Raw genomic sequence first — 24,134 nt, forward strand, 5'->3', positions numbered from 1 at the left:
ATGATCGGCTCCTCCGGCAAGCCGAAATGCTCTGAATTGGGCTCACCATCTGGCGACTGTCTCGATTGGCGTGGACCATGGCACAGACGATCCGATTTGCGGTTTGCGTGCTGTCGGCATGCCTGGCCGGCCTGGCCTTTTTCACCCTGCATTCGTTCTGGATGTGGCTGGCGCCGATCCTTATCTTCGTCGCCGGCTCCATGCTGGCCGAACATGCCTTCAACCGGCTCGCATCGCCTCTGGAGAAACAGCGCGACCTGGAGGATCGGACGCGCAACCCGCCGATATGAGCCGTCGCTCGTGGCCAGGGCCGTTGACTAATCTGACTAAAACGCAATGCTGACCGCGAACCGGAACCGTAAGAGGGAACCATGACCCGTTTCTGGAAAGCGTTCGCCGTCCTCCTCCTGCTCACAGCGTCAACCGCTTTTGCCCTTGCCGAGGAACGTTGGCAGACCTTGCCGGAGCCGGCGGCCATGCCCAAACCTGATCAGAGCGGGTATGCGCCGGTCAATGGCATCCAAATGTACTACGCCGTTTTCGGTGCGGGCGACCCGGTGCTGCTGATCCATGGCGGCCTCGGCCACGCCGACATCTGGGCCAGCCAGGTGGCGACACTTTCCAAAACCCACAAGGTGATCGTCGCCGACAGCCGTGGCCACGGCCGCTCGACCCGTACCGAACAGCCTTATGGCTATGATTTGATGGCGTCGGACTATCTGGCGCTGCTCGACTATCTGAAGATCGACAAGACCGCGCTTGTCGGCTGGAGCGATGGCGGCATTATCGGTATCGACATCGCGCTGCATCATCCGGAACGGCTGACGAGGCTGTTTGCGCAAGCCGCCAACGTCACCACCGATGGCGTCGATCCGGGCGTCATGACCAACAAGACCTTTGCCGCCTACATCGACCGCTCCGGCCGCGACTACAAGAAGATGTCCAAGACCCCGGACCAGTATGACGCCTTCGTGGCGCAGATCAGCCACATGTGGGAAACGGAACCGGCATGGACCAAGGAACAGCTCGGCAAGATAACCACGCCGACGGCGATCGTCGCCGGCGATCACGACGAGGCTATAAAGCGCGAACACACCGAATACATGGCCTCCGCCATTCCGGGCGCCAAGCTCATCATCCTGCCCAACGCCAGTCATTTCGCCATGCTGCAGGCGCCGGACGAATACAGCCAGGCGGCGCTGGATTTCATCGACGCCAAATAGGGCACGCTTGCGCCGACAGGCGGATTCGATTGTTGAGCAAGGGGATTCCGTTTTGCGGCGAATAGGGTTACCCTGCAACCTAGGGATTTTCTGAACCGCCATTTCGGAGAACTCGATGCGTCGTTTGACGCTTGCCAGTGCCGGCTTTCTTGCCCTCATGTGCGGGTCGGCTTTCGCCGCGGACCTGGGCGCCGAATTGCCGATGACAGCGCCAGGCTTCGACTGGACGGGCCACTATGCCGGTCTGCAGGCCGGCTATGGCTGGGGCAGCTCCGACATATCTGGAACGGAAGGCGAGCCATTTACCGCCTCGCCCGACCTCAGCGGCGGCTTCATTGGCGGCCATGTCGCCGGCCTCTGGCAGTTCGACCAGGCCGTGGTCGGCGCCGTGGCCGAACTCAACTACGCCTCCATTGACGGTTCGACTGAACTCGGCCCTGGAAACACATTCGGCACCGATATCAAGTGGCTCGGATCGGTGAACGCCAAGGCTGGCTACGCCATGGACCGCTTCCTGTTCTACGGTGTCGGCGGCATCGCCTTCGCCGGCATCGAAACGTCGCAGAACGCAGGCACGTCATTCGCCACGACGCGCACGAGTGTCGGCTGGACCGTTGGCGCCGGCGTCGACTACGCGCTGACCGACCAATTCGTCGTCGGCGCCCAGTATCGCTACTACGATTTCCGCTCCGAGCACTTTGACGCGCCGGACGCCTTTGTCGATCGCGACCAGAAGGTGAAACTGAACACGGTCGGCATCAACTTGAGCTACAAGTTCTGAGCATCCACCATCGCGAAAGGTCTGACCTTGTGTCAGCTCGTCCTCGTCGCAGGGCGCGGGTAACGGCCAATCTGATTGAGTGCTGCCTGAGCTGCGAAGGACAACAGCAGCGGCCCGACAGCCCGTTGGGGTGAGATGGACTGGCTGCCGGGCCTGACCGGCTTGGGGGGCAAGCCGGCTGGGCCAAGCCTAATATTAGCAACTGCGCAACAAAACCCCGACGTGGCGTTTTCCCCTTGTTATGCGCGACTAACCGCCAGGAATTGGTGCGGACGACGGGAATCGAACCGTACGATCAGAGATCGAGGGATCTTAAAGTCCTTTGAGGCTTTGCCCGTGGCTGGTAGATTGCCGGAGCGGCATGGAGAGGAAGGGGAAAGCTTATGATCAGTCGCAGCTTGTTCTGTCGCGCGGTCGCCATTTGCGGCATGCTCGCGATCTTTTCGGTGGCCGGCAACAGCCTGGACGGCTTTTTGGCGTTCCGCCTCGTCAGTCCGGCGGAAGCAAAGAAGGTCGTGATCCAGAGAACGACCATCTACATCACGACCCTGCCCAAAGGATGCGTGAAGACCACGTACAGCGGTGGCATCGTGGTCTGGAAATGCGGGACAAAGTATTACCAGCCCTATAAGAACCGCTACGTGCTGGTTTATATCAAGTAACGCGCTGCCCCTCGGGAGAGGCCGTGAAAAGCCTTTTTCGCCAAGCGGCCGGCGAGACCTGCGCGCCGGCTGCCGTTCGGCTGCATTGCTCATTGGTAGGAGCCGCGGCATCCGGGAATAGTGGTGCGGACGACGGGAATCGAACCCGTACGATCAGAGATCGAGGGATTTTAAGTCCCTTGCGTCTACCAATTCCGCCACGTCCGCAGGCCGCGATATCAAGCACTTAAGCGAACCACAGATCCAGCCAGGAGAGCCCAATTGGCACCCGAAGGCCGGATTACTATTCTGCGCCCGTTCTCATCGCAGCTTCGATCGCCGCCGCCGCGCCTTCGTCCAACTTCTTGAAAAGGTGGGCGTAGACCGACAGCGTGACCACGGGTGACGCATGCCCTAGCCGGCGGCTAATTGCAACCACGTCGAGGCGATCAGCGCGCAAGCATAGGTGTGTCTGGGGTCGCGGACCGGACCTTGGGAAACTCGACCACAGGCGCGCCCTCCTCCGCGGCGAAGACCGGAGGCGGCGGTATCGTAAGTTCCTTCGGCGCCTTCAGTTGACGGCAGAGAACTCGCCGCTGCGGACGTTCCAACCCATATCTTGCCCGCATCGTCGGCCACTCAACTTTCAAGTTGCCAGATTTTGTCGCCGTTCGATTCCCGCACGCTCAATACGGTGGATGACACCACCAGAAAGCCTCGGCTTCCTCTTTGGGCGTCATCGGACGGATCTCCCACGAATCCGTTCTCGCGATATAGCGTTTCCAAATGGGCCTGCCTTCAACGCTGACGCCTTCGTGCCAGTCGGTAAACCCCATCAGAGGCAATAGCACTTCTCGGATCGATCGAAGCCGCAGTGCTGCCGTTCGCATGGGAAGGTCTCCCTCCGCTGGTTGCAGTACTATACCGCCGTAGCGTTGCCGGCCGATTTCCAGCGGCCCGGCGGCCAGGGCGGGGGGCTCGGGGCTTGACCGCCGGGCCTAACAGGCAAACGGGGTAGTTGCCGGCTGGCAAATTATAGGCCGTTCATTGGAATATTCAATTTTGCTAAAATGCTTCGGAACTAGAATTAGGCGTCATGCCTTGCGTTCCGCGAGTATGTGCATGCGTGTGAAGTTCGTCTCGCCCTTGATGCCGACGCTCGTCGAGAAACCACCCGAGGGCGAAGGTTGGCTGAGGTCAAGTTCGACGGGTATCGCTCCCGCACCGTCAGGGCTTTTGCGTCATGTTGTCGGCCGCGATGAGCCGACGCAGCGGCTTCAACCGCGCCGCTTGGGGCGAGAGGCCCTTGGAGGGAAGGTGAGCGCACTGGTCTGCCAGTAAAACTTCCATTCGCCCGTCCGGAGCTTTGAATAGATTTTGCAGACGCGTCCCTTCCAATGAAAATCCAGGCCTGTCTCTTTGTTGCGCCAAAGGGTATCGATGTCGACCACCGCGAATGCTGCGTCCCCCGTTGGGGCCACTTCGATCTTGACCGTTTTCCGACGATTGTGGATCAAATCATGTGCAGCAAATAGGCCGTTATAGCCCCTGCGCCACTCTTCTACATCGAAACGCCCCACTACGAAGACCCAGTCAATTGGGTCATGCGCATCAGCGTTTGGGGCAAATGGCCAGGCCATGTCAGGGTGGATCATCGCCAAGAAGGGCTCGATGTTTTTTTCGTCCCAACCCTTGGTTTCCGCATCAACCAAATTTTGAATGATCTCCCGCACCTCGGCTGACATGTGGACGCCTGTTAGGAATTTCCAAGTTTGAGCTTATAGCGGTCCGTCCGAGTCAAGGACAAGGCCGGTACGTTCCCGGAGCATGCCTCGGCCGATGCTCGAAGCCGCACCAGTGCGACGCCTGCTTCGGTTTTGCAAAACTATTAATGCTAAGTGCGGCTGGTATGGTTGCGACAGGCTGTGCGGGAGCCTCGGCATCCGAGAACCGAGCTGCCTCAAGCGCTCGATGTCCCGCGCACGCGGGCGTTGAAACAGGCAGTCGTTTCAGGCCGGAATTGGGTGTAATTTCAGGTGCTGGATGAGGATGATCGTCTTGGCGTCGACGATGCGGCCGTCGGCAATTCCGGCCAGCGCCTCATCAAGGGTCATTTCCAGGACTTCGATGTCCTCGCCTTCCTCCGGTGCGCCGCCGCCGGCCGAAATGCGGTCGGCGGGCGTGTAGCGGGCGATGAAGAACCAGAGCCGTTCGGTCACGCTGCCGGGGCTCATATAGGGAGCAAACAGCCGCTCGACGTTTTTCAGACGATAGCCGAGTTCCTCCTCGGCTTCCTTGCGGATACAGGTTTCCGGGTCGTTTTCGTCGAGCAGGCCTGCGCAGGCCTCGATCAGCGGCTCGCGGTGGCCGGTGACATAGGCCGGATAACGGAACTGCCGCACAAGCAGCACCGTCGAGCGCTCGGGATCGAACGGCAGGATCACCGCGCCGTCGCCGCGATCGTAGGTCTGGCGGATCTGGGTCTCCCACTGCCCGTCACGGCGACGATAGTCGAGCACGGTCTTCTTCAGGACCGCCCAGTCATCGGAAAGCACTTCCTCCGAACGGATGCGAATGCGATCTTCCATAATGAACTCCGATGAACCCCTGCTCGCGTTCGAGGCGTAGCCGCGAACCGCTTTTCATGCAATCGGGCCAGCCATTGGTCCAGGGCGGTCATTCACTGCCCCGTGTCTGGCGCCGGCCGCATCGCCTGACTAAATAGCGGACTACGCCCTCCAGGAGCTTTCGATGACCACATCGCTTTTCCAGCCGATCACGCTTGGCGGCCTCAGCTTTCCGAACCGCATCGCGGTGGCGCCGATGTGCCAGTATTCCGCCGAGGACGGCTCGGCCAGCGACTGGCACCTCCACCACTGGATGAATCTGGCCATGTCCGGCGCTGGCATGGTCACCGTCGAGATGACTGACGTCGAACGGCGCGGCCGCATCACGCATGGCTGCCTCGGGCTTTATTCCGACGACAACGAGGCCGCGGCCAGGCGCACGCTCGATGCGGCCAGGCGCGTCGCCCCGCCCGGCACGAAATTCGGCAGCCAGCTCGCCCATGCCGGCCGCAAGGCCTCCAACAGGAGGCCGTGGGAAGGCGGCGGACCGCTCGCGGCCGACCAGGATCCCTGGCCGGTCGTCTCCGCCTCGGCTATCGCCTACGACACAGGCTGGCAGGTGCCTCAAGCCCTGGAGGACGGAGAGGTCCTGCAACTCATCGAGCGCTTCGCCGAGGCGGCAAGGCGGGCCGAACGGGCCGGCTTCGATTTCATCGAACTGCACGCCGCGCACGGCTATCTGATCTTCCAGTTCCTGTCGCCGCTGTCCAACCAGCGCACCGACCGTTGGGGCGGCTCGCTGGAAAACCGCATGCGCTTTGTCGTCGAGATCACCAAGGCGGTGCGGAAGGCCGTGCCCGGGCTGATGCTCGGCGCGCGGCTGTCGGTGAAGGAATGGGTCGATGGCGGCTTCGATGTCGAGGACGCGATCGAAGTGGCCAAGGCGCTGAAGGCTGAGGGCATCGCCTATCTCTGCTGTTCGAGCGGCGGCAATTCGCCATTGCAGCAGCTGCCGTCAGGCCCCGGCTATCAGGTGCATCTGGCGGAAGCCGTGCGCAAGGGAGCCGACATTCCGACGCGCGCCGTCGGCCTGATCGACGATCCGCAGCAGGCCGAGATGATCATCGCCGACGGCCGCGCCGATATGGTGGCGCTGGCCCGCGCCTTCTTGGCAGATCCGCGCTGGGGCTGGCGTGCGGCGGCCACCTTCGGCGAGGAAATCCACCCGGCGCCGCAGCTTGCCCGCTCGGTAACGACGATGCGGCACTGGATTAAGGCGGCGGGTTGATCGACTCCGTCGACAACAGGTTGATCGACTCCGTCGACAACGGGTTGATCGACTCCGTCGACAACGGGTTGATCGACTTCGTCGACAACTTTGATCGCGTCGGATTGCGGCTACTGAGACGTTTGGGCGCACGCTGGCAGACACGATTGCAACCAAATTGGCTGCTTTGCGTTGGCGGCCATGATGGACAGCAAACCTTTTGAAACGCCGGTGGTGGTCGAACTCGGCCATGTCGGCAAATATCGCCAGATCCGCAGCACGCGGGAAGCCGCGGAGTGCCTGATGACGGTGTGGCCGCTCAACCGCGGCCCACGGCATCGTGATGCGCTCGACACTTGCCTCAAAGTGCTGGAGGGATATCGCTCGACCGCCGATGCGCGGCGGGCATTGATCGAAGCCGCCAAGGAATCGGAAGTACTGGTTCCCGACGACAGGCTGCTCGACAGCAAGCTGCATTGAACTACGGGGGCATTTTCAACCGGAGGACTTCATGGCGAAGCTGACTTACAAGATCGTCGAGCATGATGGCGGCTGGGCCTACAAGGTCGGCTCGACCTTCTCGGAAACGTTCCCCAGCCATCAGGATGCGCTGCGCGCCGCCGAGATCGCTTCGGCCGAGCAGCAGATTGCCGGCACCACGGACGGCATCCAGTACGAGGACGCCGACGGCAATTGGCATGACGAACTGGCCGATGGCCGGGATCGGCCGCAAACCGAAGTTTCCGATTAGCCCGGTGTTGGTGACTGCGGCGGCTGCGGATGCCCCCCGAGAGCATCCTGCCAGCCACTCGCAAGAGCGGTTGATTACTTGCCGCAGTAATGATCGTTGACGTTCAGCCCGGCATTGGCGTCGGGTCCAGCCGTGTTGGAGGCGCAGGGGCCGACCGGACCGGAATTGCCCAGCGTGTTCAGGCCTGATGCATCGCCACCCGCCGCTATGCTGCCGGTGGTGTTTCGATCGACAGACCTCGTGTCCTCATTGCCGAATAGCCAATTGTGATGACTGCCGGACGTTGACTCGGCTGACTGGGCCAGTGCCGATGTGGCGAGGCCGATGGTCAAGGCCGAGGCAGCAAGAATTTTCATGATCATTGATGTTGACTCCGTGTCTCTGCCGCAAAGGTGCGGCGCGGGTACAACCGGTAGTCAGCCCAAAGGTTCAGTGAAATTGTTGTGAGCCTGTGTTGATGTTCGGCCCGTGAACGCCCGCTCGGCAATGCGCTTGATGAAAGCGATAACGCGTTCTGGCTCGACGAATTGCGGCATATGTCCAAGCCCGTCGACAGCCTCGAAATCGAGCCCTTTGATCCTGTCCGGCATCGGCTCGCCATGGACAGCGATGCCAATGACGCGGTCGGCCGTGCCGAACAGGATGCCGGCCGGCATGGCGATCTCGCCATAGCGCTGCTCGATGCGGCCGAGGTCCTGTTCCACCGCCACGACATCGGTCGAAGTCGCATGATAGTGGGTGGGCCGCAGTCCGAGCCAGCCGCCGCCCACGATCATGTAGTCGCCGGCAACTGGCTGCGGCGCGAAGATGAATTTCATCGTCGGCTCCGCGTATTTCAAGCTTACCGGTATCGCCACCGTATAGGCCATGATCCAGCGCAACAGGCGTGAAGGAACATAGAGCAGGTCAAATTTTTGGCGCGCCCTGGTTTCCGGATGCGTCAACGGCGCGAGCAAGGCGATGCCCGAAATCGTCTCGGGATGTTCCACCGCCAAGGTCAGCACGATAGCGCCGCCAAGCGAATGGCCGACGACCAAAGGACGTTCCAGCCCAAGCGCCTCGATGAAGCGCCGCACCAGTTGCGCCTGCTCCGGCAGCCGGCCAGTCGCTCCGCTGGCCCGTAGCGAATGGCCCGAGCCCGGGCGGTCGAGCGCGATCAGATGGTAGCCGGGGCCGAAACGGTCGAACAGCGTATGCCGGAAATGGTGAAGCTGCGCGCCAAGCCCATGCAGGAACACGATCGGCCTGCCCTCGCCGGTCTCGACGTAGTGGATGCGGTTGCCGTCGATTTCGATGAACTTGCCGTTCGCCGGCACCAGCCTTTCGGCCTTCGCGGCGATCCACCATGTCGCCAGAACCAGGCCGGCGACCACGATCACCACCAGCAGCAGCAGGCCGCCGAACAGCCACGACAAAACAGACAGAAGCATTTTTCACCCGAAGCGAACGCCCCGCACCATACCTGCCGCCGGTGCCACCGCAAGGCCATCGACGCGCGATCCGTGGCGCATTGCCGCCGGCCGCCCGCCGCGCTATCTCAGGCGACCCAGTCTTCCCAAGGCGACATCTTGCCGGAGCCTCTCATGCCTGAAATCGTCACCGCCGCCATGCTTGTCATCGGCGACGAGATCCTGTCCGGCCGCACCAAGGACAGGAACATCGGCCACCTCGCCGACATCATGACGGCGATCGGCATCGACCTGAAGGAAGTGCGCATCGTTCCCGACGAGGAGGACGAGATCGTCGCCGCGGTGAATGCCGTGCGTGCCCGCTACACCTACGTCTTCACCACCGGCGGCATCGGCCCGACGCATGACGACATAACGGCGGATTCGATCTCCAAGGCCTTCGGCGTGCCGTGCGAATACGACGCCAAGGCCTATGCCATGCTCGAAGCGAGCTACGCCGCGCGCGGCATCGAATACACCGAAGCACGCAAGCGCATGGCGCGCATGCCGCGCGGCGCCGACCATATCGACAATCCCGTCTCGATCGCGCCCGGCTTTCGCATCGGCAACGTCCATGTCATGGCCGGTGTGCCGTCGATCTTCCAGGCCATGCTCGACAATGTCGTGCCGACGCTGAAGGCGGGCACCAAAATGCTCTCGGCGACCGTGCATTGCCCGTTCGGCGAAGGCTTGGTCGGCGGGCCGCTGGGCGACATCCAGAAAGCCCATCCGGATACGATCATCGGCTCCTATCCGAAATATGGCGACGGCAAATTCTGGACCGAGCTCGTCGTCCGCGCCCGCAGCGAAGAAGCGTTGGAGGCGGCGCGCAAGGATGTCGAAGCCATGGTGGCCGGCACCGCCGCCAGCGCAACTGATCCGTGATCCCCGGGCCGTGAGCGGCCCGGAACCAAGCATGGCGTTCTGACGTTTCCCCGGGGCGCACCCAGCGCCAGCAGATTTTGAGGGATTCCCATGCGCTTCAGGACCATCGTCGCGATATTGCAGAACGAACAGGATGCCGAGCGCGTGCTCGACTGCGCCATCCCGCTCGCTGAGCGCTTCCAGAGCCACCTCGTCGGCATCCATGCCGAGGCGCTTCCCGTCCCCTACACCTCCGCGACGGGCTTTCCCGACACAGAGTTCCTGCAGGTCTCCGCCGAAATGAACAAGGAGCGGGCCGAGAAATTGCAGGCGCTCTTCCTCAAGCGCATCGAGGAGTCCGGCCTGTCATTCGAATGGCGCAGCCTCGAGAGTTTTTCCGGCGACAGCGCGTTGACCGGCATCTCCAACGTCCGCGCCGCCGATCTGGTCATAGCCGCGCAGCGCGACACCGGCGGCGACCCGAGCGCCGATGTCGACACGCTGGTCTACGACGCCGGGCGGCCAGTGCTCGTCGTGCCGCATGCCGGCCCTCTTGTCACCACCTTCAAGCACGTGCTGCTGGCCTGGAACGGCAGCAAGGAGGCAGCCCGCGCGGCCTTCGACGCCCTGCCCTTCATCATAGAGGCCGAGAAGACGGACATACTGGTCATCGATCCGCCGGAGACGCTGGACGAGAGCCCGGACGCCGCCGGCGCCGAAATCGCCGCCGCACTTTCCAGGCATGGCGCGACCGTCAGCGTCTCGGTGCAGCAGTCGGGCGGCATCTCTGTCGATGACCTCATCCAGATCAGGATCACTGAGACCGGCGCCGACCTTTTGGTGCTCGGCGCCTACAGCCACTCCTGGCTGCGCCAGCTTCTGTTCGGCGGCGTGACGCGCACGGTGCTGCGCTCAGTGCAGGTTGCGGCCTTCCTCTCAAGGTAATGCATGTCGCCCAAAAGTGTGCGAAGCGCTTCAAGTCCACAGGCATCGCTTGCCGCCACCTTGCCAAGACCAGCGCTTTCCGGCTAATTCCGCCCGCATTCCATCGTGACTGCGCGCGGCCAGCGCGCCTGCGGAGTGCGCGACCATGTCTCTTCCCGAAAAAGCCTTCCCGGTCTCCTGGGACCAGTTCCACCGCGACGCCCGCGCGCTTGCCTGGCGGCTTGCCGGCGCCAATAAGGGACAATGGAAGGCGATCGTCTGCATCACGCGCGGCGGTCTGGTTCCGGCCGCCATCATCTCGCGCGAACTCGGTATCCGGGTCATCGAGACAGTCTGCGTCGCCTCCTATCATGACTACACCTCGCAGGGGCAGTTGCAGGTGCTGAAGGAGATCACGCCGGCGCTGCTCGCCGACGACGGCGCCGGCGTGCTGATCATCGACGACCTCACTGACACCGGCAAGACGGCGGGCATCGTGCGCGCGATGATGCCGAAGGCGCATTTCGCCACAGTCTACGCCAAGCCGAAAGGCCGCCCGCTGGTCGACACCTTCGTCACCGAGGTCAGCCAGGACACCTGGATCTATTTTCCGTGGGACATGGGTTTTACCTATCAGAAGCCGATCGCCGACGACCACGCCGGCTGATTCGCCAGAAAGCCATTTTTCTGTCTAGCCTGCCTCGGCGAGCAGCCTTTGCTTCACAAGGAGGATTGCCGGGCACGATATTTCGTGGAATCGGCCCGCCTTGGTGGAATTTAACCAATCCGAGTGAAGTTTTTTACTTTTAATGCCCAAGATACGCCGTAAGATTCATCAGGCGGCATATGATTCTGGAGGCTGGGGCAGCTTCTCCGATGTTGACGAGGCCAACGACGCACAATCACCTGGTCGAAAGAGTCCGGCGACTCTTCGGCACCGTGCCGTGCCGCCTGCAGGTTGCCGCCCTGCCCTGGCGAGAGGCCGAGAATGGCGTCGAAATCATGCTGATCACCAGCCGCGACACCGGCCGCTGGGTGCTGCCCAAGGGCTGGCCAGAGGCCAGGGAGCCGCTTTGCGAGGCGGCGGCGCGTGAGGCCGGCGAGGAAGCCGGATTGCGCGGCACGGTCTCGCATTTCGAGGCCGGTCGCTATTTCTACGCCAAGGCGCTGGCTTCCGGCGAGGAAGTGCCGTGCGAGGTGCTGGTCTTTCCGCTGCAGGTCGACCGCGTCGCCGAGCGCTGGAAGGAAAAGCGCGCGCGGACCCGCAAATGGGTAAGCTCGGCAGAGGCCGTGCGCATGATCAACGAGCCGGACCTCTGCCAGATCATCGCCCATTTCTGCGCCGATCCGCACGGATACGCCTGATCTGGAGCTGACCGGCCGAGGGGCGCCAGCCCGGCCAGACGTCGCCGGGTGCCGGCGACGAATGCTTTGCTATTGCGGCTGTTGCGTCTAGAGTCGATTCGACTGCTCTGGCGTTTTACCGATGACGAACACTGCACGACCACTCGAAGAGAATTCCGGCGAGCACAAGCGCGAGCATCGCCAGCGTGTGCTCAAGGGCGGCACGATCATCACCGGCATCCAGAATTCCGAGGTCAGTTGCACCCTGCGCAATCAGCATGCTGGCGGCGCCGAGTTGAAGGTTGCTCCCGACTCGCGGGTTCCCGATAATTTCCTGCTCTATGTGCCGGTCGATGGAATTGCCTATCGCGCGGAAGTCCGCTGGCGCCGCACTGACCGCGTCGGCGTCCGCTTCACCGGCACCGCCCCGAAGCCGAAGCTGCATTACGGCTGACGCCATTCCATCGAACGCACCCGGACCATTTCGATCTGGGTGCTTTTTGCGCGATCAGACCACCAATCCCTTGGTCAGCTCGAGCGCCTGACGCTCGAACAGCCGGCGGTAGATGCCGCCGTTCAGCCGGATCAGCTCGTCATGCGAGCCCTCTTCGGTGATGCGGCCGCGATCGAACACCAGCAGCCTGTCCAGCGCCCGCACCGTCGACAGCCGGTGCGCGATGACCAGCGTCGTGCGGCCGACCATCAGCCGCTCCATCGCCTGCTGGATGAGCACCTCCGATTCCGAGTCGAGGCTCGACGTCGCCTCGTCGAGGATCAGGATGCGCGCATCGGCAAGGAACGCACGCGCGATCGCCACCCGCTGGCGCTCGCCGCCCGACAGCTTCACGCCGCGCTCGCCGACCAGCGTGCCGTAGCCCTTCGGCAAATTGGCGATGAAGTCGTGCGCGCTGGCCAGCTTCGCGGCATGCTCGATCTCCGCCTGGCTGGCGTTCGGGCGGGCATAGGCGATGTTTTCCGCCAGCGACCGGTGGAACAGGATCGGCTCCTGCTGGACGATGGCGATCTGCCCGCGCAGCGACGCCTGCGCAACCTCGGAAATATCCTAGCCGTCGATCAGGATCCTTCCGGCGCTGACGTCATAGAGGCGCTGGATCAGCTTGACGAAGGTCGTCTTGCCCGAGCCGGAATGGCCGACCAGGCCGACGCGTTCGCCGGGTGCGATTTCCACCGAGAAGTCGCGATAGAGCGGCAGCCGGTGGTTGCCATAGTGGAAGGTGACCTTGTCGAAGGTGATGCCGCCGTCGCCGATGTAGATTGGCCCGGCGCCGGGCCTGTCCTCGATGCCGAGCGGTTCGGACTGGAAGTCGACCAGTTCCTCCATGTCGTTGATCGAGCGCTGCAGATTGCGGATATGCGTGCCGATGTCGCGCAGATAACCCTGCAGCACGAAGAACGAGGTCAGCACGAAGGCGACATCGCCGGCGCTGGCCTCACCCCACGCCCACAGCATCAGCGCCAGCCCGATCACCGCCGTCCTGAGCAGCAGAAGCATCGTGCCTTGCGTCGTGCCGTTGACGGTGCCGCGCACCCAGGTGCGGCGCGTGCGCGCGCGCCACTTGGCGACCACCCTCGCCAGCCGCGTTTCCTCGCGCGCCTCGGCGCCAAATCCCTTGACCACGGCATTGCAGCTCACCGCGTCGGCCAGCGAGCCGCCGAGGCGCGTGTCCCATGTGTTGGCGAGCCTTGCCGCCGGCGCGACATAGCCGAGCGACAGCATCGCCGTGACCGCGATGAACAGCACCGATCCGGCGGCGACCACCGCGCCCATCAGCGGCCAGAACCAGCCGAGCAGCAGCGTCGAGCCGACGAGCATGACGACCGACGGCAGCAACGCAATCAGGATCGTGTCGTTGAGCAGGTCGAGCGCCCACATGCCGCGCGTGACCTTGCGCACCGTCGATCCGGCAAAGCTGTTGGCGTGCCAGTCGGTGGAAAAGCGCTGGACGCGGTGGAAGGCGTCGGCGGCGATATCCGCCATCATCTTCAGCGTCAGCTCGACGATGGCCATGAAGGCGGCGTTGCGCAGCACGACGCCGGCCAGCGCCAGCGCCACCAGCATCGAAAAGGCCGCGATCGCGGCATTCCAGGCGACCTCGTCCGCCGCGGCGCTGCTGGCAACCGCGTCGACCAGCCGTCCCGAATAGAGCGGCGTCAGCACGTCGGCCAGCGTCGACAAAAGGAAGGCGCCCATGATCAGCGAAAGCCGCCACGGCTGGCGCCGCCAATGGATGAGCGTGAAGCCGAGAACGCTGCGGAAGGCGTCGGCGCGCAGGTCGAGTCGAAAACGAGCCATGATGTCATCCGGGCGCAAACGAGCCCGGTCCCGGTAAGGTCAAAATTGAAAAAACCGCGCTGGCGCCATTGGCGCCCGGAAAATGCGGAGGTTCGGCTTATTTGGCGGCTCGCCCGTACAAGGGGCGGCGACCTGCAGCGGCAAATGCCTGTTCTCGGATCAGCTCTCGTCGCGAAGGCGAACCCTCGCGGCATGCTGACCAGGACCTAGGCTTCGCGGCCTCGCATAGCGATGTCAAATCGTGGCATTCGGTTCCTCCTGAAGGGGAAGCGCGGAGGAGTTCTTATAGAGATGCCGCAGCGCATCGCCAAGGCAGGCCGTGACCGAAAACGCAACTGGTCCAAGCAGTGCGACGATTTTGCAACAACCGGGCGGTTGCGCGCCGCTGCTGTTCGGGCTGCACCCAAGCCGGGACGGTGATCTATCCGCGATCCCTGAATCTGTTGGTGATCGGATAGCGGCGGTCGCGGCCAAAGTTCTTCCGGGTGATCTTCACGCCAGGTGCTGCCTGCCGGCGCTTGTACTCGGCAATGTAGAGCAGGTGCTCGATCCGCGTCACTGTCGCCCGGTCATGGCCGCGCGCGACGATCTCGTCGACGCCCATCTCGTGCTCGACCAGGCATTCCAGAATGTCGTCCAGCACCGGATAGGGCGGCAGCGAATCCTGGTCGGTCTGGTTCTCGCGCAGTTCCGCCGACGGCGCCTTGTCGATGATGTTCTTCGGGATCACCTCGCCGGAAGGTCCGAGCGCGCCCGGCGGCACATGGCTGTTGCGCCAGCGCGACAGCGCATAGACCTGCATCTTGTAGAGGTCCTTGATCGGATTGAAGCCGCCATTCATGTCGCCATAAAGCGTGGCGTAGCCGACCGACATCTCGCTTTTGTTGCCGGTCGTGACCACCATCGAGCCGAACTTGTTGGAGATCGCCATCAGGATCGTGCCGCGGGCGCGGCTCTGCAAATTCTCCTCGGTAATGCCTTCCTTGGTGCCTTCGAACATCTGCGTCAGCGCGTGCAGAAAACCTTCGACCGGCTCGAAGATCGGCACGATGTCATAGCGGCAGCCGAGCGCGCGGGCACAGTCCTCGGCGTCCTTCAGCGAATCCTTCGAGGTGTAGCGATAGGGCATCATCACCGCGCGCAGCCGTTCCTCGCCGAGCGCATCGACGGCAAGTGCCGCACAGATCGCCGAATCGATGCCGCCGGAAAGACCGAGCACGACGTTCTTGAAGCCGTTCTTGTTGACGTAGTCGCGCAGGCCGAGCATGCAGGCGCGGTAATCCGCTTCCTCCCGCTCGGGGATCTTCGACATCGGCCCTTCGGAGCAGATCCAGCCGTCCGAAGTCCTCTTCCAGGTGCTGACGTCGACCGCCTCCTCGAACTGGCTCATCTGGAAGGCAAGCCGCTTGTCCGCGCCGATGGCGAAGGATGCGCCGTCGAAGATCAGCTCGTCCTGGCCGCCAAGCTGGTTGGCATAGATCATAGGCAGGCCGCATTCGATGACCTGGCGTATGACGACCTGGTGCCGGACGTCCATCTTGGCGCGATAGTAGGGCGAGCCGTTCGGCACCAGCAGGATTTCCGCCCCGCTCTCAGCCAGCGTCTCGCAGACGGCGACCTCGCCCCAGATGTCCTCGCAAATCGGGATTCCGATGCGCACGCCGCGGAAATTCACCGGTCCCTGCAGTTCCGGACCAGCCTGGAAGACGCGCTTCTCGTCGAACTCGCCGTAGTTGGGCAAATCGAGCTTGTAGCGTTCGGCCAGGATCTTGCCGCCGTCGGCGACGATGACCGAATTGTGGGTGCCGCTCTTGCGCTTCAGCGGCGTGCCGATGATGACGCCCGGCCCGCCATCGGCGGTGTCCTTGGCGAACTCTTCCGCCGCCCGTTCGCAGGACCTCAGGAACGCCGGCTTCAGCACCAGATCCTCCGGCGGATAACCGGCGAGGAACAGCTCCGTGAAGAGCACGATGTCGGCGCCTTGGCGGGCGGCGTCCGCCCTCGCCTCGCGCGCCTTCGCAAGATTGCCAGCGACGTCGCCGACAGTCGGGTTGAGCTGGGCAACGGCGATGCGCAGTATATCGGGCTTCTTGGTCATGACTGTGGGTTTAGCGTGGCGGAATTCGCCCCGCAATGGCGTTTGCTTGTACCAATGTACTCGTGTGACGGGTATCGATCAGGAGCTACTCGCCCATATATTCGCGCAGTGCGTCCGGTGAATGGTTCTCGCCGATCGACATCGCCAAGATGCGCGAAATGTGCCGGCGCGGCAGGCCGGTTTGCGCGGCCCACGTATTGATCTGCGCCTGGATCTTGTCGAGGTCTCGCTTCGAGGTCGGGCTTTCGGCGATGTCGAGCCCGGCGTCGCGAAGTGCGGCCGCCATGTCGGCCGAGACGATGAAGGCATCCCATTCCAGCCAACGCAGGAAGTACTGGCCGGTATTGCCGCCGAGCCGGCTGCCATGCTTGCCGAGATAGGCCATCAGCCCGACCTGATCGTCGGCCGGCCAGGCGGCGAGGAACTTGCCGAAGCCGCCATGTTCCTTCGACACCCGCTCGACGAATGCGGCGTTGTCGCGCACGGATTTGATCTTCTGCGGATTGCGCACGATGCGTTTGTCGGACGCCAGCTCGTGCCAGAAATCGTCGGGCTGGAACAACAGCCGCTTCGGCTCGAAGCCGAGGAACGCTTCCTCGAAACCAGGCCATTTCTGCTCGATGACGCGCCAGACGAAGCCGGCGGCAAAGACGCGCTCGGCCATGGTCGACAGGATGCGATCGTCTGTGATCTTCGCCACGGCAGCATTGTCGGGCATGGGCCCAAGCAACGACGCCAAAGGTGCCTCGCCGCCTTTGCGTTTTACCGCACGGGCGCGGATTTTCTGGAAATCGGCCATTTGGTCCCTCACAGGTCGCGTCAATCTACCACTTCCCGTTCGAACCGGCAGCCTCTACGTCTATCGCACACGCTGACGGAGACGAAACACATGAACAAGACCGTCGAAGATCTGGCAAACCGCTGGCTGAAGCGAAGGCCGGATGCCTTGAGCAAACTTGAAAGCCGGGTCCTGCAAGCGACGCTCGAACGCACCACCATATCGAAGGACACAAACAAGGCCGTCGCCTTCCATCAGACGCTCGGCGATCGCGTCGCCGACACCATCGCCCGCATCGGCGGCTCGTGGTCCTTCATACTCAGCTTCATCGCCTTTCTGATCCTGTGGACCGCAGGCAATGTCTGGCTGCTGACGCGCGATGCCTTCGACCCCTACCCGTTCATCTTCCTCAACCTGGTGCTGTCCATGGTCGCGGCGCTGCAGGCGCCGGTCATCATGATGTCGCAGAACCGCCAGACCGAGCGCGACCGTATAGACGCCGCCCACGACTACGAGGTCAATCTCAAGGCCGAAATCGAGATCATGGCGCTGCACGAGAAATTGGACGAGCTGCGCCACAGCGAGATCATCGGCTTGCGCGACGAGATCCTGCGCCTGGCCGAACAGGTCAAACGGATCGACGAGAAACTGTCGGCGCGGCAAGCCTCCTGATGACAGAGGCGATTCATCATCTCATCGAGCAGTATGGGCTGATCGCGGTTTTCCTGGGCTGCGTCGCGGAAGGCGAAAGTGCCGCCATCCTCGGCGGCTTCTTCGCCCATCAGCACGTTTTTGTGTTGTGGCAGGCCTTCCTGGCGGCCGCCTTCGGCGCTTTCGTCGGCGACACCTTCTTCTTCATCCTCGGCCGCAGCTTTTCCGATCATCCCTATGTCCTCAAGCTGAAGGCGAGGCCGGGGTTCAGCCACGCCTTCCGTCTCGTCTCCTCGCACCCCAACATCTTCGTGCTGTCGAACCGCTACATCTACGGCATGCGCCTGGTCGGCGGCATCGCCGCCGGTTTCGCCAGCATCACTGCAACGCGTTTCGTCATCCTCAACGCCGTCTCGTCGCTGGTCTGGGCGGCATTGTTCGGCACTGTCGGCTATGTCTTCGGGCTTGGCGCCGAGCGCATCGTCGGCCAGGCACTGCATCGCCACGAGCGGTTGCTGATCGCGTTGGCTATCGGCCTTGCCGTGGCCGGTCTTGCCTGGTTCCTTGCCCACCATGTTGCAGGCAAGGAACGCGCCAAGGATGCCGGGGAAACGTGAACGTCAGTCGGGGTCCAGCGCGCAGTCGCCGCGGTCGAGGATCAGCGGAATGATCAGGTCCTCTTCATCGGCCAGATGCCTTGTGAGTATCCTAGATCGGTAGCCCCGTGATGCGCTCGATGATGGCGATGCCCCAGACGCCGGCGACGATCACCACCGAAATCAGCACCGCCAGCGAGCCGCAATCCTTGGCGAGCTGGATGTCGACGTTGAATTCGCGGCTGAAGGCGTCGCACGCCGCCTCGATGCCGGTGTTGAGCACTTCGACCATGATCAGCAGCAGCACAGCGCCGATCAGCAGCGCGTAGCCACGCCACGACGTCGACACGAACCAGCCGAGCGGCAAGGCAAGCACCAGCAGCATCAGCTCCTGCTGGAAGGCCTTCTCGCTGGCGGCCAGCTTTCGAAAGGCCCGCACTGAATTGTAGAAAGCATCGATCAGCCGCTGCATGCCCAACGTCCCTTTCCGAGTCACCGGCAGGGGATATCGCAACCGCTGGATCAAGGGAATAAGGCAGACCCCGCAAAAATCATTCGTCCGCGACCCTGAGCGTCGGCGTCGATTTCTCGAATTGCGGCAGTCCGTCGTCGATCGAGTAGTAGTCGCCCTTGTCGCCGACGAAGATGTGACTCTCACCTTGAAGCCCGGTCGGCGCATCGAACAATCCGGCCATGACCGAAACATAGGCATCCTGGTGAGGCTTCCAGAACAGCACCGAGCCGCAGGTCTTGCAGAAGCCGCGCCTGGCAAACGACGACGCTTCGTACCAGCTGATGTTCTCGGCACCCGCGATTGTGATGTTGTCATCGGGGACGTTGGTTGCGGCGTAGTAGTGGCCACTCTGCTTGCGGCACTGCGAACAATGGCAGTAGATCACGCCGCGCAAGGCCCCCCGCGTCCTGAAGCGCACCGCCCCGCACAGGCATGATCCGCTGTGATCGTCGCTCATCTCGGCCTCCGTTTGATTTCGCTGCCAGAGTCAGTTTCGCCGGCAGGATTCCAGTTTTGCGGCGGCCAGGCACAGACAAAAGCGACACCGCAAGGACGCGTTCTGAAATCCTCGCCGCCTGGCCACCAAAAGGCCCCTTGCATCCTGAGGTAGAAGAAAATGCGTTGCAATGCAGCGCATTAAGGAAACTTTAGCGCGCTCGCATCTATTGTTCCTGCAAGCGGAGGTCGTGATTTGGGGACGCATCTCTTCGCATGTCTGGAATTTCGGTCGCACTCCCCGCATCGGCGACGTCCGGCACTCGCAGGTCCGCGGTGGCTCTTAGGGGTAGAGTGAACAGAACATGCAGCCGGCAGCCGCCCCGACCGACAGGAACACCGACATTGCAAGCACCGTGGTGGCAACCATGCGCCAGCTTGGCGTGCTGGGCCTGCCGCGCAACTACGAGATCTTCTACGAGGCGCTGAGCGGCAGCAACCATGAACTCAGCCTCGCTGTGGTGTCGCTGAGCAACCGGCCGACGCAGGAAGATCTTGATCGCATCGGGCGCACCTTCTTTGCCCAGCATCACGGCCCAGGCATCGTCGAGCATGCCCGGGACGTCATCGCCAAGGAACTCGAGGACATCGCCTCGTTGCTCAGAAGCGAACGCACCCATATCGAAAAATACGGCAGGATCCTCGACGAGACATCGAGCGGACTGAGCAACCGCAGCCTGCTGTCGCAGGATCTGCTGCAGAAGATCGTCGGCGCCATGTCGGCCGCCACCAATTCGACGATCGACCATGGCAGGCAGGTAGCGAGCACACTCAGCGACAAGACCGCCGAACTCGAGAGCGTCAAGTCGAAGCTCGAGGAATACAAGCGCCTCGCCGACACCGATCCCCTGACCCATATCTGGAACCGCCGCGCCTTCGACAAGGAAATCACCAAGATCTACAACAGCAACAAGGGCATCCTGTTCAACGCCCTGATCCTTGCCGATATCGACCGCTTCAAGGACATCAACGACCGTTACGGCCACCCGGTCGGCGACAGGATCATCCAGATCATCGCCGAGATCCTCCAGACCAGCATCCGCGGCGACATGTTCGTTGCCCGCACCGGCGGCGAGGAATTCGCGCTGATCGTCGAAGGCGCCAGCGAGGACACCACCTACGAGATCGCCGAGCGCATCCGCATGCTGATCGAGCAGACGCCGTTCACCAGCAGCCAGACCGGCACCAATTATGGCACCGTGACGGTGTCGATGGGCATCTGCATGGCATCCGAGGCTGAAAGCCCCGAGGATCTCTATACCAAAGCCGACCGGGCGCTCTATCGCTCGAAAGTAGGCGGGCGCAACCGCGTGACCCGCCATTCGGCGATGGCCGGCCGCGCCGGCAAAAGCTGGCTGCTCTACAAGAAGGACTGAGCCGTCACGGGCGGCCCTCCTGCGATGGGCGAATGCCCGCCAGAGTTCAGAAAAAAGTGTTGCCGCCATCTTTCCATATGAATTTTCGTGACCTATATTTTCCATGGAAATGGAAGATAGGCCCATGACACAGCCTCAAATCGCTGCTGGCGCAGCCGAGAACGCGGTCCTGACCAAGGCGACGCTGCGCGCCGCTGAACTGCTCGACGTCACCGCCAGGATACTGGCATCGATCATCGGCGTCTCGGAAGCCACGGTTTCGCGCATGCGCAAACAGGAATTCCTGCTGGAGCGCGGCACCAAGCCATTCGAGCTTGCGGTGCTGTTCGTCCGATTGTTCCGTTCGCTCGACGCCATTGTCGGCGGTGACGAGACGATCGCCCGGGCATGGCTGAAGAATGCCAACACAGCCTTCGACGGCGCGCCGGTCGAGAAAATCCAGACAATATCAGGGCTCGTCGATGTCATCGCCTACCTGGACTCCCGCCGCGCTCTCGTCTGAGGCCGTTCCGCTCGACGGCAAGTACTGGCGCATGGTCGAGGCGCAGCATCGCGTCTCGACCTTGAAGGTCGTCGATACGCTCGACGAACAGGCCCTGCTCGAGGACCTGATCGAGGAGACCAAGCCGCAGATCCCCTTGGAATGCCGGCATCTTCACTATCTGCTGGCAACGCCTTTCCGCTATGGATCGATCTATCCGCACGGCTCACGCTTCCGCCGCGCCGGCAGGACCCTGGGCGTCTATTATGCCGCCGAGACGATGCTGACGGCGGTCGCCGAAATGGCCTTCTACCGTCTGCTGTTCTTCGCGGAATCCCCTGTTACGCCATGGCCGCGCGACGCCGCCGACTACACCGCCTTCGCCGCCGCCATCAAATGTGCCAACGCCATCGACCTGACACGATCGCCGCTCGATCGCGACCAGGCCGCATGGACGCATCCGACCGACTACAGCGCTTGCCAGTCCATTGCCGATGTCGCGCGCGCGGCCGGGCTGCAGGCGATCCGATATCGCTCGGCGCGCGACTCCAAAGGCGCCAACATCGCGCTTTTGACCTGCAAGGGTTTTGCCAAGCCAAAGCCGCTGGAGCCGCAGACCTGGCGCATCCGCCTCGGCGCCTTCGGCGTGCAGGCGATCTGCGAATTCCCGGAAAAGCGGATCGAGTTCTCCAGGACTGCTTTTTCCGACCCGAGGCTTGCCGGCCTGCGCTGGGAACGTGGAAGGCGCTAAGCCAGTATGTTGACGGCGCGTGCCGCCACCAGCGCGATGGTCAGCAGCGAGATCATCGCCTCCGCCATCATCAACAGCTTGGCGCGCTGGGACAGCGGCAAAGTGTCGGTCGGCGAGAACGCCGTCGCATTGGTGAATGCCAGGAACACATAGTCGACGAAGCCGGGCAGCCAGCCACGGATTTCACGATCGGGCAGCGTCATTTGTGGGAAGAGGAAGTCGGCCTGCGCGCGCTTGACCAGCCCGCAGGTCGGCGGCCCGCCCCGGTCGGTGCTCCAAAACCAAAGCGCAAAGACGATGACGTTGGTGACCCAGATGTTCAGTGCATCGACGAGAAGCGTCGTTCCGGGGCCGGCATGGCCTGCCAGCAGCGCGCGCACCAGGAAGGCCAGCGCACCGCAATTCATGATGCTGATGACGCCGGTCATCACCAGCGCCATCCGACGGATGAACACTCGAAACCGGCCGATCGTGTACCAGTGATCGTGCTCGACAGCTCTCTGTGTTGCCATTTGCGTCCAGGCTGTCGCGATCGAGAGAGGCATGAGGAGCGCTGCCTCGATCGCGGGAGCCAGCCACCGCGGCCCGAACGACAGATCGTTGATGACGAGAAGCTGCAGGCAAATGATGACGAGGACCGCGGCGCGCGCCGACCAGAAATCAAGCCCGCGGTGGTGGATGATGGCATGCTCGTGACGCATGGTGCTGGCGATCGCATCGAGAGGGCACTAAGTCGGCTGTGCGTTCCACCTCAATCTTGGTTTTGCGATGGTCGTGTGAGAACACATTTTCGTAAGCGCTGATGTGATCGCGGCCCGTCATGCGTCTCCGCGAAACGAAAAAAGCGCCGGATTTCTCCAGCGCTTTTGTTCAATCCATTCTGGCTGCAGATAGGCTCAGCCGTTGGCGGCCTGCTTGTGCTGGACCGGATGGCTCTTCTTCAAGAGGTCCGAGACCAGGAAGGCCAGCTCGATCGCCTGGTCGGCGTTGAGGCGCGGGTCGCAATGCGTGTGGTAGCGATCCTGCAATTCCTCGGCGGTGATGGCGCGGGCGCCACCGGTGCATTCGGTGACGTTCTTTCCGGTCATCTCGACATGGATGCCGCCCGGGTGCGTACCCTCGGCGCGGTGCACCTCGAAGAAGGTCTGCACTTCCTTGAGAATGCGGTCGAACGGTCGCGTCTTGTAGCCGGCGGCCTCGATCGTGTTGCCGTGCATCGGGTCGGACGACCACACCACGCTGCGGCCTTCCTTCTGCACCGCCCGTACCAGCTTCGGCAGGTGGTCGGCAACCTTGTCCGAGCCGAAGCGCGCGATCAGCGTCAGCCGGCCCGGCTCGTTCTCCGGATTGAGCAGGTCGATCAGTTCCAGCAATCCGTCCGGCGTCAACGACGGGCCGCATTTGAGGCCGAGCGGGTTCTTGATGCCGCGGCAGTACTCGACATGCGCATGGTCGGGCTGGCGGGTGCGGTCACCGATCCAGATCATGTGGCCCGACGTGGCGTACCAGTCGCCCGAGGTCGAATCGACGCGGGTCAGCGCCTCCTCATAGCCGAGCAGCAGCGCCTCGTGGCTGGTGTAGAAATCCGTCTCGCGCAGCGCGAAATTGGTTTCGGAGGTGATGCCGACCGCGCGCATGAAATCCATCGTCTCGGTGATGCGATTGGCGAGCGACTCGTACTTTTCGCCTTGCGGGCTGTCGGACACGAAGCCGAGCATCCAGCTATGCACGTTCTCCAGGCTGGCATAGCCGCCCTGCGCGAAGGCGCGCAAAAGGTTGAGCGTTGCCGCCGACTGGCGGTACGCCATCTCCTGGCGAGCGGGATCGGGAATGCGCGACTTGGCGTCGAACTCGATGCCGTTGATGATGTCGCCGCGGTAGCTCGGCAGCGTCACCTCGCCCTTGGTCTCGTTGTCGGACGAGCGCGGCTTGGCGAACTGGCCGGCGACGCGGCCGACCTTCACCACCGGCTGCGCGCCGGCGAAGGTCAGCACCACCGACATCTGCAGGAAGACGCGGAAAAAGTCGCGGATATTGTCCGCGCCATGCTCGGCAAAACTCTCGGCGCAGTCGCCGCCCTGGAGAAGGAATGCGTCACCGGCTGCGACAGCTGCAAGCTGCTTCTTCAGCTTGCGCGCCTCACCGGCAAAAACCAGCGGCGGAAAGGTGGCGAGCTGGGCTTCCGTGTTCTTCAGCGCGGCAAGGTCCGGATAAGCAGGAACCTGCTTGATCGGCTTTGCCCTCCACGAATTCGGCGACCATTTCGTCAT

27 protein-coding genes, 1 tRNA gene and 1 pseudogene are annotated in these 24,134 nt (G+C 62.7%); 17 read left to right on the plus strand and 12 right to left on the minus strand.

Annotation, left to right across the window (positions count from 1 at the left end):
• The first annotated feature begins 77 nt into the window (after window positions 1-77).
• From A6B35_RS20450 to A6B35_RS20465, 4 genes are all read left to right on the plus strand, one after another.
• Window positions 78-290 (plus strand): hypothetical protein, encoded by a 213-nt coding sequence (locus tag A6B35_RS20450; RefSeq protein WP_006200868.1) that lies wholly within the window; start codon window positions 78-80, stop codon window positions 288-290.
• A gap of 81 nt (window positions 291-371) precedes the next feature.
• A complete protein-coding gene (locus A6B35_RS20455) occupies window positions 372-1,223 on the plus strand; it encodes an alpha/beta fold hydrolase (RefSeq protein WP_006200869.1) in 852 nt (283 codons plus the stop codon).
• Window positions 1,224-1,338: 115 nt separating this feature from the next.
• Window positions 1,339-2,004 (plus strand): outer membrane protein, encoded by a 666-nt coding sequence (locus A6B35_RS20460; RefSeq protein ID WP_040582303.1) that lies wholly within the window; start codon window positions 1,339-1,341, stop codon window positions 2,002-2,004.
• Between the two features lie 383 nt (window positions 2,005-2,387).
• Entirely contained in the window at window positions 2,388-2,666 is a 279-nt protein-coding gene (locus A6B35_RS20465; protein ID WP_006200871.1) for a hypothetical protein, read from the plus strand.
• A 121-nt stretch (window positions 2,667-2,787) separates the two neighbouring features.
• Here A6B35_RS20465 and A6B35_RS20470 read toward each other — a convergent pair.
• From A6B35_RS20470 to A6B35_RS20480, 3 genes are all read right to left on the minus strand, one after another.
• Window positions 2,788-2,873, minus strand: a tRNA-Leu gene (locus A6B35_RS20470).
• Window positions 2,874-3,922: 1,049 nt separating this feature from the next.
• Window positions 3,923-4,390: a hypothetical protein gene (locus A6B35_RS20475; protein ID WP_006200872.1), complete on the minus strand. Its 468-nt coding sequence runs from the start codon at window positions 4,388-4,390 to the stop codon at window positions 3,923-3,925.
• Window positions 4,391-4,654: 264 nt separating this feature from the next.
• Window positions 4,655-5,233 (minus strand): NUDIX domain-containing protein, encoded by a 579-nt coding sequence (locus A6B35_RS20480; RefSeq protein ID WP_006200873.1) that lies wholly within the window; start codon window positions 5,231-5,233, stop codon window positions 4,655-4,657.
• Window positions 5,234-5,396: 163 nt separating this feature from the next.
• On the opposite strand from A6B35_RS20480, the gene A6B35_RS20485 reads away from it, so the two are divergent.
• The 3 genes from A6B35_RS20485 to A6B35_RS20495 all read left to right on the plus strand — a co-directional run bounded on the left by A6B35_RS20485 (window position 5,397) and on the right by A6B35_RS20495 (window position 7,230).
• Window positions 5,397-6,500, plus strand: coding sequence for an NADH:flavin oxidoreductase/NADH oxidase (locus A6B35_RS20485; protein WP_006200874.1), 1,104 nt, complete (start codon window positions 5,397-5,399; stop codon window positions 6,498-6,500).
• A 180-nt stretch (window positions 6,501-6,680) separates the two neighbouring features.
• Entirely contained in the window at window positions 6,681-6,959 is a 279-nt protein-coding gene (locus tag A6B35_RS20490; protein WP_040582322.1) for a DUF982 domain-containing protein, read from the plus strand.
• 31 nt (window positions 6,960-6,990) lie between these two features.
• Entirely contained in the window at window positions 6,991-7,230 is a 240-nt protein-coding gene (locus A6B35_RS20495; RefSeq protein ID WP_006200877.1) for a DUF2188 domain-containing protein, read from the plus strand.
• A gap of 74 nt (window positions 7,231-7,304) precedes the next feature.
• On the opposite strand, the gene A6B35_RS20500 is transcribed toward A6B35_RS20495, so the two are convergent.
• Both A6B35_RS20500 and A6B35_RS20505 read right to left on the minus strand, forming a co-directional pair.
• Complete coding sequence (locus A6B35_RS20500; RefSeq protein ID WP_006200878.1) at window positions 7,305-7,592, minus strand: hypothetical protein; 288 nt, start codon at window positions 7,590-7,592, stop codon at window positions 7,305-7,307.
• Window positions 7,593-7,646: 54 nt separating this feature from the next.
• Window positions 7,647-8,660, minus strand: a complete 1,014-nt coding sequence (locus A6B35_RS20505; RefSeq protein WP_006200879.1) for an alpha/beta fold hydrolase — start codon at window positions 8,658-8,660, stop codon at window positions 7,647-7,649.
• A gap of 153 nt (window positions 8,661-8,813) precedes the next feature.
• Here A6B35_RS20505 and A6B35_RS20510 point away from each other — a divergent pair, with 153 nt between their 5' ends.
• From A6B35_RS20510 to A6B35_RS20530, 5 genes are all read left to right on the plus strand, one after another.
• Complete coding sequence (locus A6B35_RS20510; protein WP_006200880.1) at window positions 8,814-9,563, plus strand: competence/damage-inducible protein A; 750 nt, start codon at window positions 8,814-8,816, stop codon at window positions 9,561-9,563.
• Window positions 9,564-9,653: 90 nt separating this feature from the next.
• On the plus strand, window positions 9,654-10,487 hold the full coding sequence (locus A6B35_RS20515) for a universal stress protein (RefSeq protein WP_006200881.1): 834 nt from the start codon (window positions 9,654-9,656) through the stop codon (window positions 10,485-10,487).
• A 145-nt stretch (window positions 10,488-10,632) separates the two neighbouring features.
• Complete coding sequence (gene gpt / locus A6B35_RS20520; protein ID WP_006200882.1) at window positions 10,633-11,133, plus strand: xanthine phosphoribosyltransferase; 501 nt, start codon at window positions 10,633-10,635, stop codon at window positions 11,131-11,133.
• 209 nt (window positions 11,134-11,342) lie between these two features.
• Window positions 11,343-11,831 carry an NUDIX hydrolase gene (locus A6B35_RS20525; RefSeq protein ID WP_006200883.1) on the plus strand — a complete coding sequence of 163 codons (489 nt, stop codon included), beginning with the start codon at window positions 11,343-11,345 and terminating at the stop codon, window positions 11,829-11,831.
• Window positions 11,832-11,952: 121 nt separating this feature from the next.
• Window positions 11,953-12,264, plus strand: coding sequence for a PilZ domain-containing protein (locus A6B35_RS20530; RefSeq protein ID WP_006200884.1), 312 nt, complete (start codon window positions 11,953-11,955; stop codon window positions 12,262-12,264).
• Window positions 12,265-12,318: 54 nt separating this feature from the next.
• Here A6B35_RS20530 and A6B35_RS20535 read toward each other — a convergent pair.
• The 3 genes and pseudogenes from A6B35_RS20535 to A6B35_RS20545 form a co-directional block, all read right to left on the minus strand.
• A pseudogene (locus A6B35_RS20535) lies at window positions 12,319-14,124 on the minus strand (ABC transporter ATP-binding protein).
• A 421-nt stretch (window positions 14,125-14,545) separates the two neighbouring features.
• Window positions 14,546-16,222, minus strand: coding sequence for an NAD+ synthase (locus A6B35_RS20540; protein WP_006200885.1), 1,677 nt, complete (start codon window positions 16,220-16,222; stop codon window positions 14,546-14,548).
• Between the two features lie 85 nt (window positions 16,223-16,307).
• Entirely contained in the window at window positions 16,308-17,021 is a 714-nt protein-coding gene (locus A6B35_RS20545; RefSeq protein WP_065518244.1) for a DNA-3-methyladenine glycosylase I, read from the minus strand.
• A 90-nt stretch (window positions 17,022-17,111) separates the two neighbouring features.
• On the opposite strand from A6B35_RS20545, the gene A6B35_RS20550 reads away from it, so the two are divergent.
• Both A6B35_RS20550 and A6B35_RS20555 read left to right on the plus strand, forming a co-directional pair.
• Window positions 17,112-17,672, plus strand: coding sequence for a DUF1003 domain-containing protein (locus A6B35_RS20550; RefSeq protein ID WP_006202021.1), 561 nt, complete (start codon window positions 17,112-17,114; stop codon window positions 17,670-17,672).
• Window positions 17,672-18,268 carry a DedA family protein gene (locus A6B35_RS20555; RefSeq protein WP_006202020.1) on the plus strand — a complete coding sequence of 199 codons (597 nt, stop codon included), beginning with the start codon at window positions 17,672-17,674 and terminating at the stop codon, window positions 18,266-18,268. The genes A6B35_RS20550 and A6B35_RS20555 overlap by 1 nt, the downstream gene beginning before the upstream one ends.
• A gap of 91 nt (window positions 18,269-18,359) precedes the next feature.
• Here A6B35_RS20555 and A6B35_RS20560 read toward each other — a convergent pair whose 3' ends face one another.
• Window positions 18,360-18,719, minus strand: a complete 360-nt coding sequence (locus A6B35_RS20560) for a diacylglycerol kinase (RefSeq protein ID WP_006202019.1) — start codon at window positions 18,717-18,719, stop codon at window positions 18,360-18,362.
• A gap of 79 nt (window positions 18,720-18,798) precedes the next feature.
• On the minus strand, window positions 18,799-19,218 hold the full coding sequence (locus tag A6B35_RS20565) for a GFA family protein (RefSeq protein WP_006202018.1): 420 nt from the start codon (window positions 19,216-19,218) through the stop codon (window positions 18,799-18,801).
• Between the two features lie 343 nt (window positions 19,219-19,561).
• Between A6B35_RS20565 and A6B35_RS20570 the strand changes: the two genes are divergently transcribed.
• The 3 genes from A6B35_RS20570 (at window position 19,562) to A6B35_RS20580 (ending at window position 21,864) form a co-directional block, all read left to right on the plus strand.
• A complete protein-coding gene (locus tag A6B35_RS20570) occupies window positions 19,562-20,632 on the plus strand; it encodes a GGDEF domain-containing protein (RefSeq protein WP_006202017.1) in 1,071 nt (356 codons plus the stop codon).
• A 124-nt stretch (window positions 20,633-20,756) separates the two neighbouring features.
• A complete protein-coding gene (locus tag A6B35_RS20575) occupies window positions 20,757-21,134 on the plus strand; it encodes an MbcA/ParS/Xre antitoxin family protein (protein WP_006202016.1) in 378 nt (125 codons plus the stop codon).
• On the plus strand, window positions 21,094-21,864 hold the full coding sequence (locus tag A6B35_RS20580; protein ID WP_040582713.1) for an RES family NAD+ phosphorylase: 771 nt from the start codon (window positions 21,094-21,096) through the stop codon (window positions 21,862-21,864). The genes A6B35_RS20575 and A6B35_RS20580 overlap by 41 nt, the downstream gene beginning before the upstream one ends.
• On the opposite strand, the gene A6B35_RS20585 is transcribed toward A6B35_RS20580, so the two are convergent.
• Complete coding sequence (locus A6B35_RS20585; protein WP_006202014.1) at window positions 21,861-22,565, minus strand: hypothetical protein; 705 nt, start codon at window positions 22,563-22,565, stop codon at window positions 21,861-21,863. The two genes, A6B35_RS20580 and A6B35_RS20585, sit on opposite strands and share 4 nt — an antisense overlap.
• Window positions 22,566-22,760: 195 nt before the next feature.
• The gene (locus tag A6B35_RS20590; protein ID WP_065518317.1) at window positions 22,761-24,134 is read right to left on the minus strand and encodes a class II 3-deoxy-7-phosphoheptulonate synthase; all 1,374 of its coding nucleotides are present in this window, start codon (window positions 24,132-24,134) and stop codon (window positions 22,761-22,763) included.

The organism is Mesorhizobium amorphae CCNWGS0123 (assembly GCF_001686985.1).
GTDB classification, from domain to species: Bacteria; Pseudomonadota; Alphaproteobacteria; order Rhizobiales; family Rhizobiaceae; genus Mesorhizobium; species Mesorhizobium amorphae.

Bases quoted from the DNA above. Each gene is read 5' to 3' on its own strand.
- A6B35_RS20505 (WP_006200879.1), bottom strand. From the start codon at position 8,660: ATGCTTCTGTCTGTTTTGTCGTGGCTGTTCGGCGGCCTGCTGCTGCTG.
- A6B35_RS20485 (WP_006200874.1), top strand. From the start codon at position 5,397: ATGACCACATCGCTTTTCCAGCCGATCACGCTTGGCGGCCTCAGCTTT.
- A6B35_RS20500 (WP_006200878.1), bottom strand. From the start codon at position 7,592: ATGATCATGAAAATTCTTGCTGCCTCGGCCTTGACCATCGGCCTCGCC.
- A6B35_RS20565 (WP_006202018.1), bottom strand. From the start codon at position 19,218: ATGAGCGACGATCACAGCGGATCATGCCTGTGCGGGGCGGTGCGCTTC.
- A6B35_RS20465 (WP_006200871.1), top strand. From the start codon at position 2,388: ATGATCAGTCGCAGCTTGTTCTGTCGCGCGGTCGCCATTTGCGGCATG.
- A6B35_RS20495 (WP_006200877.1), top strand. From the start codon at position 6,991: ATGGCGAAGCTGACTTACAAGATCGTCGAGCATGATGGCGGCTGGGCC.
- A6B35_RS20530 (WP_006200884.1), top strand. From the start codon at position 11,953: ATGACGAACACTGCACGACCACTCGAAGAGAATTCCGGCGAGCACAAG.
- A6B35_RS20555 (WP_006202020.1), top strand. From the start codon at position 17,672: ATGACAGAGGCGATTCATCATCTCATCGAGCAGTATGGGCTGATCGCG.
- A6B35_RS20560 (WP_006202019.1), bottom strand. From the start codon at position 18,719: ATGCAGCGGCTGATCGATGCTTTCTACAATTCAGTGCGGGCCTTTCGA.
- A6B35_RS20460 (WP_040582303.1), top strand. From the start codon at position 1,339: ATGCGTCGTTTGACGCTTGCCAGTGCCGGCTTTCTTGCCCTCATGTGC.
- A6B35_RS20455 (WP_006200869.1), top strand. From the start codon at position 372: ATGACCCGTTTCTGGAAAGCGTTCGCCGTCCTCCTCCTGCTCACAGCG.
- A6B35_RS20585 (WP_006202014.1), bottom strand. From the start codon at position 22,565: ATGCGTCACGAGCATGCCATCATCCACCACCGCGGGCTTGATTTCTGG.
- A6B35_RS20540 (WP_006200885.1), bottom strand. From the start codon at position 16,222: ATGACCAAGAAGCCCGATATACTGCGCATCGCCGTTGCCCAGCTCAAC.
- A6B35_RS20490 (WP_040582322.1), top strand. From the start codon at position 6,681: ATGATGGACAGCAAACCTTTTGAAACGCCGGTGGTGGTCGAACTCGGC.
- A6B35_RS20545 (WP_065518244.1), bottom strand. From the start codon at position 17,021: ATGGCCGATTTCCAGAAAATCCGCGCCCGTGCGGTAAAACGCAAAGGC.
- A6B35_RS20515 (WP_006200881.1), top strand. From the start codon at position 9,654: ATGCGCTTCAGGACCATCGTCGCGATATTGCAGAACGAACAGGATGCC.
- A6B35_RS20590 (WP_065518317.1), bottom strand. From the start codon at position 24,134: ATGACGAAATGGTCGCCGAATTCGTGGAGGGCAAAGCCGATCAAGCAG.
- A6B35_RS20575 (WP_006202016.1), top strand. From the start codon at position 20,757: ATGACACAGCCTCAAATCGCTGCTGGCGCAGCCGAGAACGCGGTCCTG.
- A6B35_RS20450 (WP_006200868.1), top strand. From the start codon at position 78: ATGGCACAGACGATCCGATTTGCGGTTTGCGTGCTGTCGGCATGCCTG.
- A6B35_RS20550 (WP_006202021.1), top strand. From the start codon at position 17,112: ATGAACAAGACCGTCGAAGATCTGGCAAACCGCTGGCTGAAGCGAAGG.
- A6B35_RS20580 (WP_040582713.1), top strand. From the start codon at position 21,094: ATGTCATCGCCTACCTGGACTCCCGCCGCGCTCTCGTCTGAGGCCGTT.
- A6B35_RS20510 (WP_006200880.1), top strand. From the start codon at position 8,814: ATGCCTGAAATCGTCACCGCCGCCATGCTTGTCATCGGCGACGAGATC.
- A6B35_RS20480 (WP_006200873.1), bottom strand. From the start codon at position 5,233: ATGGAAGATCGCATTCGCATCCGTTCGGAGGAAGTGCTTTCCGATGAC.
- A6B35_RS20525 (WP_006200883.1), top strand. From the start codon at position 11,343: ATGTTGACGAGGCCAACGACGCACAATCACCTGGTCGAAAGAGTCCGG.
- A6B35_RS20570 (WP_006202017.1), top strand. From the start codon at position 19,562: ATGCAGCCGGCAGCCGCCCCGACCGACAGGAACACCGACATTGCAAGC.
- A6B35_RS20475 (WP_006200872.1), bottom strand. From the start codon at position 4,390: ATGTCAGCCGAGGTGCGGGAGATCATTCAAAATTTGGTTGATGCGGAA.
- gpt (WP_006200882.1), top strand. From the start codon at position 10,633: ATGTCTCTTCCCGAAAAAGCCTTCCCGGTCTCCTGGGACCAGTTCCAC.